This is a genomic window from Alteromonas sp. MMG017 (assembly GCF_018100795.1).
Taxonomy (GTDB): domain Bacteria; phylum Pseudomonadota; class Gammaproteobacteria; order Enterobacterales; family Alteromonadaceae; genus Alteromonas.
Genome location: NZ_JAGJDY010000001.1, coordinates 84,039 through 97,242 on the forward strand (window position 1 = coordinate 84,039; position 13,204 = coordinate 97,242).

The following is a 13,204-nucleotide window of genomic DNA, read 5'->3' on the forward strand; positions in this document are numbered from 1 at the left end:
TTGGCTAGAAACAGATAACAACATGGAACGTAAGCAAAGACGCAAACTCTTAGTTTGCGTCTTTTTTTTGTACTGGCGAAACAATGTCGTATAAGTGAACCGCCGATTCAGCGCCTTCAACCTTCAGCACACTCACTTCATCACCTAAATGGGTAATAGCAAATTGCCCATTTTCTACTGGTAACATAACGCTCTTAGTGGGTGATAAAAGCACCGGTAATGACTGCTGTTTATATAACTGAAAGCTGTCACCTTCGCGAATACCTTGGGCAACACCTAAATCGACAATTATCTGCTGATTACTCGTATTAACCACTCGCGCAAAAGTGGGCTCGCAGGTAATGGCGGCAGAGATATCGGTTACCGCTGCATTTACTGTATTTAGTACCATTCGCCCGTACTCACTGCGCCAAAACAAGCTGTTATTAGTATCAACTTGATAGCTATTTTCAAACCCCCAGTCTGCCTCACTGTGATAACTGTCGTTATAAATGATGCGTTGCCTGAAGGTATCTAATACAAACACTTGAAGGGTAAAGTTGCGTCTAACCGCCACCTCGTCACTGTCAAAAAAAGATTCACTTTGTGCTATCTGCTCAAACAAGCTGACGTCTTTTATATAGCCGAAGAGTGCGAATTGCTGACCATAGGTATCACGTAAGTAGGTAGATTTTTGTTGCAACTCTACCCCTGATAGCGCTTCGGCAGACCACATATCGGCGTTTGTCATGGCCTGTGATATTTGCATAACGTTAGGCGTATCTGCAGTATTTTTCAGTTGCTGCGCGAATCGTTGCGTAATGTGTTTACCAATATTATAAATACCGCCTGTGGCCGCCTGTCGTGAATCGAGTAAGGCAAAGTGGGTCACCAGCAAACGCTTTTGAAAACGATTGGGTTCGCAGTCAAATAAAGGGGTTAAATTAACATTCACCACTACCGATAGCACATTGTCTTGAACGCTTTCGCTGATAATTTCGACCCGCTGTATTCGACCCGCGGTACGAAGCTCGGCTTTACTGCTAAGTATTAACCCATTAATTAAAACATCTTCGGCGGCAATAACACTTCCGCTCTTATACGACGCATCGGCAATCGCATTTTTAATCACCGTAGGGCGTACAGAATCTAAGTCTGCACCGGTAAAATTGAGACTAGCTTCACCTTGTACCCAAATGGCCATGGCTGCGCCGTGCCACATGGTTATTACTGCTATACCCAGACGAAAATAGCCTTTCATGCTTTTCACCTACTAACCGAATATTGCGAACAATTTGTCTATTACAGAGCGCTCTTGGTTCTCTTGCAAATCTCCGGTGCCGCTATATTCAATAAGTGCGTTACCCACTTTTGAAGACACCACCGTATTGCTTTCATCCACATCTTGCTTGCGTACTTCACCTGAAAAACGAATATATTCTTTCCCTTTATTCATGGTTATCCATTTTTCCCCGGTGACCAGCAGGTTTCCCGCTGGCGTAATCGCGGTAACGTAAACCGTTATACTTCCTTGCAGTGAATTTGACTGGCTTGATTGGGCCGAACTGGTAAATTCGCTGTCTTGCTCATGGTCTACTTCAAGATCATCACCTTCAATTTGAATTCCCCCTACCCGCACAGTTAAAGGTTCTATATCAAAGGTGCTGTTCTTATCTTGGTTGTAATCGAGTGACTTCTCAGACTGGGTGGTTTCATCCAGCTTTATCAAAATCATATCGCCAACTTTGTACTGGCTATGACGCTGATATAACCCCATGGCCAACTCTGGATTAAATAAAGAGCCGCTAGGAATACGAACTTGTTCAACAGAATAAGCCCGCGGCGGGGCATAAGTAGGATCGCCTGGTGCAGGTTCATCAGAGGTGGGCGAGATAGCGCGTTGCTCTACTTTTGGATTGGTTGGACTGCTTGCCACCACTTCTTCTTCTTGTGAAACCGTTTGGGCGCAACCGGTCATTGTAAAGATAAGGGCAAGAAACACTTTCTGGCATCGATTTTTCATAATGTGCTCTGAAGGAAATAAAAAATAATGTTGTTTAAGTGCCATCCATGACCCGAACAGGAGCAAGTTTAAACGAATAATTTCAACACGAAATACGTTCTTTAGTAACTTTGCAAAACCTTTACAAAACAATGATATGCCTGCGGGTATGGGGGAGTTATGGCCATTGAAACATCTACACAAGGCACAATAAATTCGCTGCTTTCAGCAGTGCCGTCAGCGGGGGAAAATTCCACCTCCACTACGACAGAGGAAGCGGCAACAACTAGCCAGTCTTTGCCGTCTATGTTTGCCGCTTTGTTGTCAAATGAAGAAGCCAGCAATGACGAAACGTCAGAAACGTCAAGTTCACAAAGCAGTACTAGCACAAGTCAATTTGATACCAGCTTGTTATCGAACCTCGTCACTGATGACGCCATTAGCCTAATGCAAAATCAATTGCTTGGTGCCCTGCAAAATAATGTTTTCGCGGCGCTGACTGCGGCAGCATCAACGTCTTCAACTGACACCGCAGCGCAGTCATCAAGCAGTACTTCGTCTTCAACAACCGATTCAACTGCTGTTGAAGCAGCAAGTACAGAAACCGACCTGCCAACAACTTCGATGTTCGATAGCATGATGACATCAGCATTTGGTGAGGATGGATTGGGGCTGCAAGACGGTTTTGACACACTCAATATTGTAAACCATTTACCGATTGTGTCTGATATTTATGAGGCGACGACATCAAGCCATATTGCAGCGGCTTCCAGTATGGCAGGCAGCTTCTTATATGGTGGTCTCGGGGGATTACTTTATAACGCCGTCGACCTCACTGTAGAGGGACTTACCGGTAAAAGTATCTCAAATAATTTATGGGACGCCGGTAAACAAATAATCAATGGCAATGCAGCCACCGAAAGCACCGGAGAAAATAGCTTAATGGTAGATGAGGCCGATGGCGAGACGTCATCAACTGCCGCTAGTGACGTTTATGAATTTGTACGTCGACAAGCTGGTGGTTAATGGGTTGCGCTAACCTTGGGGAGCTAATGTGTGAGCGTTCTATATGTAAGCGTTTTGTGTTTAAAAGCTAGGTGCTTAAGAGATATAAGCGGCGGCTAGCGCCGCTACGCTTAGAAGTTAGGCTTAATGGGTTTGTATTCAGACGACAAGAAAAGCGGTGACGTTACCATTAAATCAGCGGTGGCTGGCGTACATGCCACTGGCACATTCCACACTGAACACAATCGCAATAGTGCGCGAACATCAGGGTCGTGAGGAGCTGCGTTTAACGGATCCCAAAAGAAAAACAGCGCATCGAGTCTGTTTTCAGCGATTAATGCACCAATTTGCTGATCGCCGCCAAGTGGACCACTTTTAAACCGTTTTACTTCTAATCCAGTTTCATCACTGATTAGCCCACCTGTAGTGCCAGTTGCCACTAGGTCACACTGCTTCATTATTTCGATGTGATTATTCACCCATGCTAGTAATTCGGGCTTTTTATGATCGTGAGCCACCAGCGCAACGGTAAGTTTACTCATACTTAGAAATTCCAACTGTCGTTTGTTTAACCATGGTTAATCCGTATCATCGCCGATTTATGCGATAATTAGTATAAATATTCAGTTTTATACACTCAATTGTCAACATTATGTCATATCTCAGTGGCTACTATAGATAAAACTCCTAACCAGCTATTTAATATGAGATCTATGGCACCAAAAACTTAAAATATTTATACATTTTTATTGCATAAATATTCCATATAAGTAAACTAGGCGACGGTTAAGGCATCCAACCCATTTTTAGGGTTGATACAGACACAGGAAGCACCGATGACACAACCAACTCTCGTTCTTGGTAGTAATACTGGGAACGTCAATGAGTTAACCTCTCCCCTGGATAGCTGCACATTGCATTGCTTGCGACGACGAATGTCTGCGAATATGCTTTTTCGGTAGCACACTTTTTACCTTTGTAATGTGGTAGCGGTTAGGCAAGGATTTACGCCAAATCAGTTTACAAAGGTAAAAAGTGATTTTTTTCTCCATTTATTGAATTTCTCATTATGTATAACGTATCGATTATTGGTGCCAGTGGTTACACCGGCGCACAGCTAGTTCAATTAGTTCATCAACATCCTGCTTTGTCGCTTGAGGGGACTTATGTCTCAGAAAATAGTGCCGATGCAGGCAAAAACATTGCGGCACTTCATGGCAACCTAGCCCACCTCAACTATACGTTGACGCCTATTAGCAATGACATATTAGTAGAGTTGGCAACCAAAATGGACTTTGTGCTGTTGGCGACTCCTCATGAAGCTAGTCACGATTGGATGGAAACCTTGTCTGCGGGCAAAGCAAAAATACTAGATTTATCTGGTGCGTTTAGAATTAAAGATACCCAAGTCTTTGAGCAGTTTTATGGTTTCCCTCATACCGCGAAGGCGAGTTTGCAAGAGGCGGTATATGGGCTAGCTGAATGGTACGAAGATGATATTGCACAAGCAGATATTATTGCTGTACCTGGTTGCTACCCTACTGCCAGTTTATCCGCGCTGAAACCTTTGGCTGCTAATGGCTTACTGGATAACGCGGTTCGCCCTGTGATCAATGCGGTATCGGGTGTATCCGGTGCGGGTAGAAAAGCCAGCCTAACGTCAAGTTTCTATGAAGTAAGCTTGCAAGCTTATGGCGTACTTGGCCATCGTCATACACCAGAAATTGAAGCCTATTTAGCAACCCCGGTTATATTTACCCCTCATTTAGGTAACTTCAAACGGGGCATACTTGCGACGGTTACGGTTAAACTAAACAAAGGCGTGACCAGCGCTCAATTAGATGCCGCCTTTACCGAAGCTTATACTAATGCACCTTTAGTAAGATTACGTTCAAGTTTCCCTAAAATTGACGATGTGGCGCATACGCCTTTTGTTGATTTACACTGGAAGCTTGATGAAACATCTGGTTATGCAGTAGTGACGGCAGCTATCGACAATGTCATGAAAGGGGCTGCATCACAGGCCATTCAATGCCTTAATATTATGACTGCCCAGCCGGTTGAAACAGGACTCGTGCAATAATGAACAGTTCACCCGTTGTAATTAAAGTAGGTGGCGCGCTATTAGATGACGCTGCCGCTATGCAAAAGCTATTTTTAAGCATTAAGCACGTTAGCGAATCGCGCCCTGTTGCCGTGGTTCACGGTGGCGGCCCTTTGGTTGAAACCCTAATGGCAAGTTTAGGCTTGGCAAGCACCAAAATTGATGGCCTTCGAGTAACCCCTGATGAACATATGCCGTATATCTGTGGTGCGCTAGCGGGCGCTGCAAACAAACAATTATGTGCTGCGGCGATTGCCTCAGGATTAACGCCCGTCGGCCTTTCTTTACTTGATGGCAATATGGTAGTGTGCCAACCGATGGCTGAGAAGTATGGCGCGGTAGGTATTCCTTCAACTGCCGATGCCTCTTTCCTTAAGAGTACGCTAGCGCAAGCCACATTACCGATAATAAGCTCAATTGGCAGCAGCCCTGAAGGTCGCTTGTTGAACATCAACGCCGACCAAGCCGCGACAGTGGTTGCCGAACTGCTTGACGCTGAATTGCTGTTGTTATCGAACGTTGATGGGGTACTTGATGCTGATAAGCAACTGATAGAAGTGCTTAATCAAGACTCCATTGCCGAGCTTGCACAAGCTGGGGTCATTACTGATGGTATGAAAGTTAAGGTAGACGCCGCGCTGCAGTCTGCCAATACCCTCGGACTCCCGGTTTACATTGCTAGCTGGGCGGCTGACATTACTGACATTTTAAATAAGAATACGGGCACGCAGGTATTACCTTCATCGCAAGCACCGGAACGTGGCGTACTAGGAGACGCATTATGAAACAAGACCTACTGACTTTTTCCAATTGGACACCCGAAGCAATGCATAAGTTGTTGAATTTGGCTGTTGAAATTAAACAATCACCTTCAAGCTACAGCAATGTATTAGCCGGAAAATCGGTAGTCGCCTTGTTTGAAAAGCCATCTTTACGTACCCGTGTCAGCTTCGATATTGGCATTAACCGCTTAGGCGGCCACATGGTGTATCTTGATAGCCAAGGTGGAAAACTTGCTGGCCGTGAAGACGCGGTTGATATGGCTGCAAACTTGGCCTGTTGGGCTGATGCTATTGTGGCCCGTGTTTTTTCTCACAATACCTTAGAGCAGTTCTCTACTGCCTCTAAAGTGCCTGTCGTTAACGCACTGTGCGATAAGTATCATCCTTGTCAGGCATTAGCCGATTACCTAACCGTATTTGAACGCTTTGGTAAGACCCAAGGCATTACCATGGCCTACATTGGTGATGGCAATAATGTCACTCACTCTTTGTTAATTGCAGGTGCGTTATTAGGCTGCAATCAGGTGGTAGTTACTCCTGAAGGTCACGAATGTGATGCCGAGATTGTCGCGCACGCCAAAAAGCTTGCCGAACAAACTGGCGCGACCATTGTTGAAAGCCATGACGTTAGCGCTGCAAATGGCGCCGATGTGATCTACGCTGATACCTGGTTGTCGATGGGTGATGAAACGCCTTTGGCTGATATTAAAGCGAAATTTATGCCTTATCAGGTTAACGAGGCGCTGATGGAATCTACTGGTGCAAGCTATGTAATGCACTGCCAACCAGCACACCGCGACCTAGAAATTACAGGTTCGTTGATTGATAGCGACAAGTCGTTATTGATGCAACAAGCCGAAAATAGAATGCATGGCCAAAACGCCATTCTCACTCAATTATTAAGTGCCTAAGAGGACTCTTTTAGATGCAAAACGTAAAGAAAATCGTACTCGCCTATTCAGGCGGCCTTGACACTTCAGCCATCATTCCATGGCTTAAAGAAAACTACGACTGTGAAGTTGTTGCCTTTGCGGCCGATGTTGGCCAAGGCGATGAAGAGCTTGAAGGCTTACACGAGAAAGCCATTGCTTCTGGTGCTAGCGAATGTCACATCGTTGACTTGAAAGAAGAGTTCGTACGCGAATACATCTACCCTACCATTAAAACCGGTGCGGTATACGAAGGTGAATACCTACTTGGTACGTCGATGGCGCGCCCTGTTATTGCTAAAGCGCAGGTAGAAATCGCCCTTAAAGTAGGTGCAGATGCACTTTGTCACGGTTGTACCGGTAAAGGTAACGACCAAGTACGTTTTGAAAGTACGTTTGCGGCCCTTGCTCCACAGCTTACTGTAATTGCGCCTTGGCGTGAGTGGGACATGGTATCTCGTGAAGACTTATTGGCCTACTTGGCTGAACGCAATATCGAAACCACAGCCTCTGCTACCAAAATTTACAGCCGCGATGCAAACGCATGGCATATTTCTCACGAAGGTGGGGAATTAGAAGATCCTTGGCAAGAGCCTACTAAGCAAATCTGGACCATGACAGTTGATCCAGAAGATGCGCCAGATGCGCCAGAGCGCGTGACGCTTTCTTTCAACGAAGGTGAACTTACTCACGTTGACGGTGAAGCTTTATCGCCTTACCAAGCATTGGTTAAGCTAAACACAGTTGCCGCAGCACATGGTGTTGGCCGTATCGATATTGTTGAAAACCGTTTGGTTGGCATGAAGTCTCGTGGTTGTTATGAAACACCAGGAGGCACGGTAATGCTTAAAGCATACAAAGCCCTTGAAACTATGGTGCTTGATAAAGCTGCGCTTAAATACCGCGAGCAAATTGGCCTTGAGTTCTCTCACGTAATGTACGACGGCCGTTGGTTCACAGCCTTAAACGATGCCTTACTAGCAGGCGCAGAGTCTTTCGCTAAGAAAGTGACTGGCGACATCGTAGTGAAGCTTTATAAAGGTCAGGCGACCGTTACTCAACGTCGTTCACCGAACAGCCTATACTCTGAAGATTTTGCTACCTTTGGTGCAGATGATGTTTACGACCAAAAACATGCTGAAGGCTTTATTCGTCTATTCAGTCTTTCAAGTCGTATTTCTGCATTGAAAAACCAAGGTTAAGGAGTAACACATGGCATTGTGGGGTGGTCGATTCGAATCAGGCGCTAGTAGCATGTTCAAGCAGGTTAACGATTCGTTGCCGTTTGACCAAGTGATGGCAAGCCAAGATATTCAAGGCTCTATTAGCTGGTCTCGTGCACTGCAAAAAGCAGGTGTGCTAACCACAGACGAACAAGCACAACTTGAAGGTGCACTCAGCAACTTAAAAGCGAAAGCTGACGCGGGTGAATTAGACTTTAACGCTTCTAGCGAAGAAGACATTCATAGTTTTGTTGAGTCTGCACTTATTGAGCAGCTTGGTGATATTGGTCGTAAGTTACATACGGGTAGAAGCCGTAACGATCAGGTAGCCACCGATTTCCGTTTGTGGGTACGTGAGCATATCGCTTCACTTCGTAGTGATGTTGTAGCCGTTATTCGCTCACTCCTTAATGCCGCAAGTCGTCACCAGGAAGCCATTATTCCTGGTTACACCCACTTGCAACGTGCTCAGCCTATCCACTTTGCGCACTGGTGCTTAGCGTATGTTGAAATGTTTAAGCGCGACTTAAGCCGTCTAGACGATTTAAAAGTACGCATGAACCAGTGTCCGCTTGGCTCTGGTGCATTGGCTGGTACAACTTACCCGGTTGACCGTCACGCTATCGCCGAAGAACTGGGATTTGATTCTCCGTGCTTAAACAGCCTAGATGCGGTTTCGGACAGAGACTTCGTATTAGAACTTCTGTTTGTTGCCAGTACCAGCATGATGCATTTGTCTCGTGTAGCTGAAGACATGATTTTTTATAACTCTGGTGAAGCGGGCTTCTTGCAGCTTGGCGATAGCGTAACCTCAGGTTCGTCGTTAATGCCGCAAAAGAAAAACCCGGATGCACTCGAGCTTATGCGCGGTAAATGTGGCCGTGTATTCGGTTCACTACAAGCCTTACTTGTGACCATGAAAGGCCTTCCTCTCGCGTACAACAAAGATATGCAAGAAGACAAAGAAGGCGCTATCGATACAGTAAACCAATGGCATATATGCTTGTGTATTGCTACCGAGGTGCTTGATTCATTGCAGCTTAATGAAGACCGTTGCCGCGAAGCTGCCACACAAGGTTTTGCTAACGCCACTGAACTTGCCGACTACTTAGTAGGTAAAGGTATTCCGTTTAGAACAGGTCATGATATTGCCGGTAAAGTGGTACTAGAAGCCATTGAAGCAGGTTGCGCGATTGAAGACTTACCTTTGGCAAGCTTACAAGCGGTATGCGATAAAATTGAAGATGATGTTTATACCGTATTGCAATTAGAGTACGGCGTGAACCAACGCAACATATTAGGTGGTACTAGCAAAGAAACAGTGACAAAAGCACTGTATCAAGAGCTAGAAAACCTCGACAAGCAAGGGTAATAACATGGTGCTTGCCCATCATGACGGCGTTAAGCTTTTTAGAAGCTCACTGCCTTATATCAATGCTCATCAAGGGAAAACCTTTGTTTTGATGTTCGGTGGCGAAGCCATTGAACATCCTAACTTCCCCAACATTATTCATGACATTGCCCTGCTGAACACCTTAGGGGTTCGCGTGGTGGTGGTACATGGTGCCCGCCCTCAAATTGATCAGCGTGTTGCCCTTCGCACCATTGAAGGTCGGTTCGAAAATGGCGTGCGTATTACTGATAAGCAAACCCTAGAGTGCGTGAAAGATGCCGCAGGCTCTGTGCGCTCACAAGTAGAAGCCTTACTTACCATGGGGCTACCCAATTCACCGATGCACGGCGCACAAATTCGCGTGTGCTCAGGTAATTTAGTGGTGGCTAAGCCTATGGGTGTACGCAACGGTATTGATTTTGAAAATACCGGTATGGTGCGTCGTATAGATACCACAGGTATTAATGACCATTTAAACGATGGCTCTATAGTACTGCTCTCCCCTATGGGGTATTCCGCTACGGGGGAAGTCTTTAACCTTTCCCATGAAGATGTAGCCACCCAAGCGGCCATTGCCCTTAAAGCTGACAAGCTTATTGTCTTCTCTAACTTCGACGGTATTTACAATAGCGAAGATAAGTTACTTCGCACCATTGAACGCCCTCAGTTAGAACAACTTATTTTAAGCGGTAATATTACTACCGAAGATACGGTGTTAAAGGCGCTGACTACCAGCGTAGCAGCCGGTGTGCCTCGTGCGCACTGCATAAGCTACGAAAAGGACGGTGCCCTACTCCAAGAACTTTTCACTCGTGACGGTACAGGTTCATTGGTAATGGAACATCATTACGAACAACTTCGTGCAGCCACTATTGATGATGTGGGCGGTATTTTAAAGCTCATCAAACCGCTAGAAGAAAGCGGCGTGTTGGTAAAACGCTCTCGTGAACGGCTGGAAAGTGAAATTAATCAGTTTATTGTGATTGTTCGCGACGGGATGATAATCGCGTGTGCGGCGCTTTATCTTTACCCTGAGGATGGCTGCGCTGAATTAGCCTGTGTGGCTACCCACCCTGATTATCGCGGTAAAAATCGTGGTGAGCGCATCTTAGATGAAGTTAAAATTCGTGCCCGCGAAGCAGATATCAATCGTGTGTTCGTACTGACTACGGTAACTGCACACTGGTTCTTAGAGCAAGGTTTTGAACATGCTGATATCAGTGCCCTACCGGAAGTAAAAAAAGAGCTCTATAATTTTCAGCGTAACTCTAAAGTGTTCACACTAAACATATAACAATGGTATAGCGCGCTAACATTGAAGCGCGCACAACCCATTAACAAAAAAGAGAAATTTGTTAATAATTATCAGTAATTTAAAACAATACTCTCGACAAACAGCTAAGGCTGGGATAACGTTGATGACAGAATAATTACTCGGTTATATGTAGTGTTTAATCGTTGCAGTACTTTACTCAAACGTTATCTCCTTCTAGATACAGAGCATGTTCGCGCCCCCGACGCTGACACTTGGAAGCTTAGCGTGCTGCGAATTATCCTGCTTATCGTCGTTACCCTAACCTCAGCCATTGTGCTGCACTCTTCTTATGCTGCCTATCAAGAAGGTATGTACTATGTTCTATACCTTACCATTGGATTTTCAGCGTTACTTTACGCCACCTTGGGGCTTCGTAAAGGTCAAATAAAACTCGCGTCAGCCAGCCTTACTCTCACCATTGTACTAGCAGGGTTGTGCATACTTTTCTTCACGATTGATATTACCTCAGCGCGCTACGGCTTGTTATTTTTCTTCACTCTTCCCATTATTTTACGACTATTTTACGGCAATAAAGCGGCCATGATCGGCATGCTTTTAAACCTCATTCCTTTTGCTATTTTCATAAATAACAAGCCAATCGCTCCACTTTTCGGCATCGACATCACCTTACCCGATACTCACACCTATTTGAGTTCGTTAATATTTATGTTTTTTAACTTTTGCCTTCCTATGGCCGTGATTCGAGTGATGACGTCATTAGAAAGTCAGTCATCTTTGAATTTGAAGCAAAAGAAAAAGATGGAAAAGCTGGTAAGTCGTTATCAGGAAATTTTTAATAACGGCGGCACCCCTTCCCTTTTTTGTGATCAGCAAGGGAAAATATTGCAGGCCAATAAAAGCGCCCGAAAACTTATTAATCAATTACCAGAGCCCTGCTACTATGTTCATCAACTGTTTGAGCTTAATGAGCCAATAAGTGCCGGTCATCGACACAAAACACATCTATCGGGCAATCCTCTCGCTACTTTTGAACTCCAATCAGCAAGTCTTCAGCATCACAAGAAACAATTAATCCACTGCTTTGACGTATCTGAAGCTACGGAACATGGCCGCAAGTTCGACGCATTTAAACGTCAACATTTTGAAAAGCACTATTACGATGAACTCACTGGCCTGCGAAACCATCATTATTGGAATTGCAGTGTTAATCAACCCGTTCCCGCAAATACACAAGCGGTAATGCTCAAGCTTGCGAATTTGCGGGACATTAATTTGCAGTATGGTTACACGCAAGGTGACAAAGCAATGGCCCAATGTGCAGCGCAAATACAAAGTGCATTGCCCGCATCAGCCTGCGTGTATCGTTTACCTGGCGCTAGGTTTCTCGTTTCATGCCAACACGACTTGCACAAATCGAAAGACTTTAATACTTGGCTTCGCGACACACTTCCTAGCCTCATTCAGATTGATGACAACCTGGAAACAATCTCTCAACCTTTGAATTGGCTTGGCGGCTTCGTGCATGTTGACACTCCCCAAATGCCCTCTCAAATTACCGAGTCTTGTGCTATTGCCTTAAGCCAAGCCGGTAGCAATAGAGATTTCAGCCAGTTCGATAGCAATGTAATAAAACTTATTCGCAAGGACACACAGCACAGAGACAAAGTGAAGCGATTACTCGACAATCGCTGTTTAGCGTTATGGCTACAACCTCAAGTTTCCATTGATAATGCAATAGTGGGCTTTGAAGTGCTGGCTCGGCTTAAAGATGATGATGAGGGTAAAATACTTCACCCTTACCAATTTCTTCCTGTTATTGAAAAGAACAATTGGCATATTCTCTTCACTCAAAAGGTGCTTGATAACACCATTGAGCTTATTGAAAATTGGCCCATCAGTATTCCACCTGTTCCCGTGGCTATAAACCTGTCAGGGCCTGAACTACTCAGTGACTTATTCTATGAAAAATTACTGCGCCGCTATTCAGAGAGCCCTTTTTTACAAGAACGCTTGAAGCTTGAATTAACGGAAACCTCGGTATTGGCAAGTCATCAAGAGACAAAACGCAGACTAACTTCATTGGCCAATGTGGGCGCGACTATCATTATTGATGACTTCGGTACTGGCCACGCATCTTTGTCGCAACTTATTGATATGTCAGCATCTGTGCTAAAAATAGACAGAGAATTTATCGATCGCATTGATTGCTCAGATCGCCACCGTAAAATAGTGCAGATGACGCTAGATTTAGCCAAAAGCCTTGAAATGAAAACCATTGCTGAAGGGGTAGAAACCCAAGCGCAACTTAACCTGCTTATTGATATGGGCTTCACTCTTTTTCAAGGGTATTTATACGGCAAACCAGCCCCACTTGAAGCCTGGCAGGGAATGGACAAAGCTATTATCGTCGGAAAAGCTGCGCTTCAATAACTGTCTATAACAAATTTAAATACCTATTCTCTTGCATTTTAAACCGGCTATCGCTTTACTGGTAAGACCAGAGGAACGAGA

At 45.0% G+C, this 13,204-nt stretch carries 11 protein-coding genes; 8 read left to right on the forward strand and 3 right to left on the reverse strand.

Features of this window, described 5'->3' with window-relative positions; translation table 11 throughout:
• Positions 1–49: 49 nt before the first annotated feature.
• Positions 50–1,240: a flagella assembly protein FlgT middle domain-containing protein gene (locus tag J8L84_RS00440; protein ID WP_211068969.1), complete on the reverse strand. Its 1,191-nt coding sequence runs from the start codon at positions 1,238–1,240 to the stop codon at positions 50–52.
• Positions 1,241–1,252: 12 nt separating this feature from the next.
• The gene (locus J8L84_RS00445) at positions 1,253–2,002 is read right to left on the reverse strand and encodes a flagellar basal body L-ring protein FlgH (RefSeq protein ID WP_211068970.1); all 750 of its coding nucleotides are present in this window, start codon (positions 2,000–2,002) and stop codon (positions 1,253–1,255) included.
• Positions 2,003–2,161: 159 nt separating this feature from the next.
• Between J8L84_RS00445 and J8L84_RS00450 the strand changes: the two genes are divergently transcribed.
• A complete protein-coding gene (locus J8L84_RS00450; protein WP_211068971.1) occupies positions 2,162–3,007 on the forward strand; it encodes a hypothetical protein in 846 nt (281 codons plus the stop codon).
• Positions 3,008–3,117: 110 nt separating this feature from the next.
• On the opposite strand, the gene J8L84_RS00455 is transcribed toward J8L84_RS00450, so the two are convergent.
• Entirely contained in the window at positions 3,118–3,528 is a 411-nt protein-coding gene (locus J8L84_RS00455) for a methylglyoxal synthase (protein ID WP_057794324.1), read from the reverse strand.
• A 527-nt stretch (positions 3,529–4,055) separates the two neighbouring features.
• On the opposite strand from J8L84_RS00455, the gene argC reads away from it, so the two are divergent.
• The 7 genes from argC to J8L84_RS00490 all read left to right on the forward strand — a co-directional run bounded on the left by argC (position 4,056) and on the right by J8L84_RS00490 (position 13,123).
• On the forward strand, positions 4,056–5,069 hold the full coding sequence (gene argC, locus J8L84_RS00460) for an N-acetyl-gamma-glutamyl-phosphate reductase (protein WP_211068972.1): 1,014 nt from the start codon (positions 4,056–4,058) through the stop codon (positions 5,067–5,069).
• Positions 5,069–5,875: an acetylglutamate kinase gene (argB, locus tag J8L84_RS00465; RefSeq protein ID WP_211068973.1), complete on the forward strand. Its 807-nt coding sequence runs from the start codon at positions 5,069–5,071 to the stop codon at positions 5,873–5,875. The genes argC and argB overlap by 1 nt, the downstream gene beginning before the upstream one ends.
• Positions 5,872–6,783, forward strand: coding sequence for an ornithine carbamoyltransferase (locus J8L84_RS00470; RefSeq protein ID WP_211068974.1), 912 nt, complete (start codon positions 5,872–5,874; stop codon positions 6,781–6,783). Before argB ends, J8L84_RS00470 begins: the two co-directional genes overlap by 4 nt.
• A 14-nt stretch (positions 6,784–6,797) precedes the next feature.
• Positions 6,798–8,003, forward strand: a complete 1,206-nt coding sequence (locus tag J8L84_RS00475) for an argininosuccinate synthase (RefSeq protein ID WP_061093569.1) — start codon at positions 6,798–6,800, stop codon at positions 8,001–8,003.
• 10 nt (positions 8,004–8,013) lie between these two features.
• On the forward strand, positions 8,014–9,396 hold the full coding sequence (gene argH, locus J8L84_RS00480; RefSeq protein ID WP_211068975.1) for an argininosuccinate lyase: 1,383 nt from the start codon (positions 8,014–8,016) through the stop codon (positions 9,394–9,396).
• Positions 9,397–9,400: 4 nt separating this feature from the next.
• A complete protein-coding gene (gene argA, locus J8L84_RS00485; protein ID WP_211068976.1) occupies positions 9,401–10,711 on the forward strand; it encodes an amino-acid N-acetyltransferase in 1,311 nt (436 codons plus the stop codon).
• Between the two features lie 246 nt (positions 10,712–10,957).
• On the forward strand, positions 10,958–13,123 hold the full coding sequence (locus J8L84_RS00490) for an EAL domain-containing protein (protein WP_348771794.1): 2,166 nt from the start codon (positions 10,958–10,960) through the stop codon (positions 13,121–13,123).
• The last annotated feature ends 81 nt before the right edge of the window (positions 13,124–13,204 follow it).

Coding starts and splice junctions, on each gene's coding strand:
- argC (WP_211068972.1), top strand. CDS start 4,056: ATGTATAACGTATCGATTATTGGTGCCAGTGGTTACACCGGCGCACAG.
- argA (WP_211068976.1), top strand. CDS start 9,401: ATGGTGCTTGCCCATCATGACGGCGTTAAGCTTTTTAGAAGCTCACTG.
- argH (WP_211068975.1), top strand. CDS start 8,014: ATGGCATTGTGGGGTGGTCGATTCGAATCAGGCGCTAGTAGCATGTTC.
- J8L84_RS00445 (WP_211068970.1), bottom strand. CDS start 2,002: ATGAAAAATCGATGCCAGAAAGTGTTTCTTGCCCTTATCTTTACAATG.
- J8L84_RS00455 (WP_057794324.1), bottom strand. CDS start 3,528: ATGAGTAAACTTACCGTTGCGCTGGTGGCTCACGATCATAAAAAGCCC.
- J8L84_RS00470 (WP_211068974.1), top strand. CDS start 5,872: ATGAAACAAGACCTACTGACTTTTTCCAATTGGACACCCGAAGCAATG.
- argB (WP_211068973.1), top strand. CDS start 5,069: ATGAACAGTTCACCCGTTGTAATTAAAGTAGGTGGCGCGCTATTAGAT.
- J8L84_RS00475 (WP_061093569.1), top strand. CDS start 6,798: ATGCAAAACGTAAAGAAAATCGTACTCGCCTATTCAGGCGGCCTTGAC.
- J8L84_RS00440 (WP_211068969.1), bottom strand. CDS start 1,240: ATGAAAGGCTATTTTCGTCTGGGTATAGCAGTAATAACCATGTGGCAC.
- J8L84_RS00450 (WP_211068971.1), top strand. CDS start 2,162: ATGGCCATTGAAACATCTACACAAGGCACAATAAATTCGCTGCTTTCA.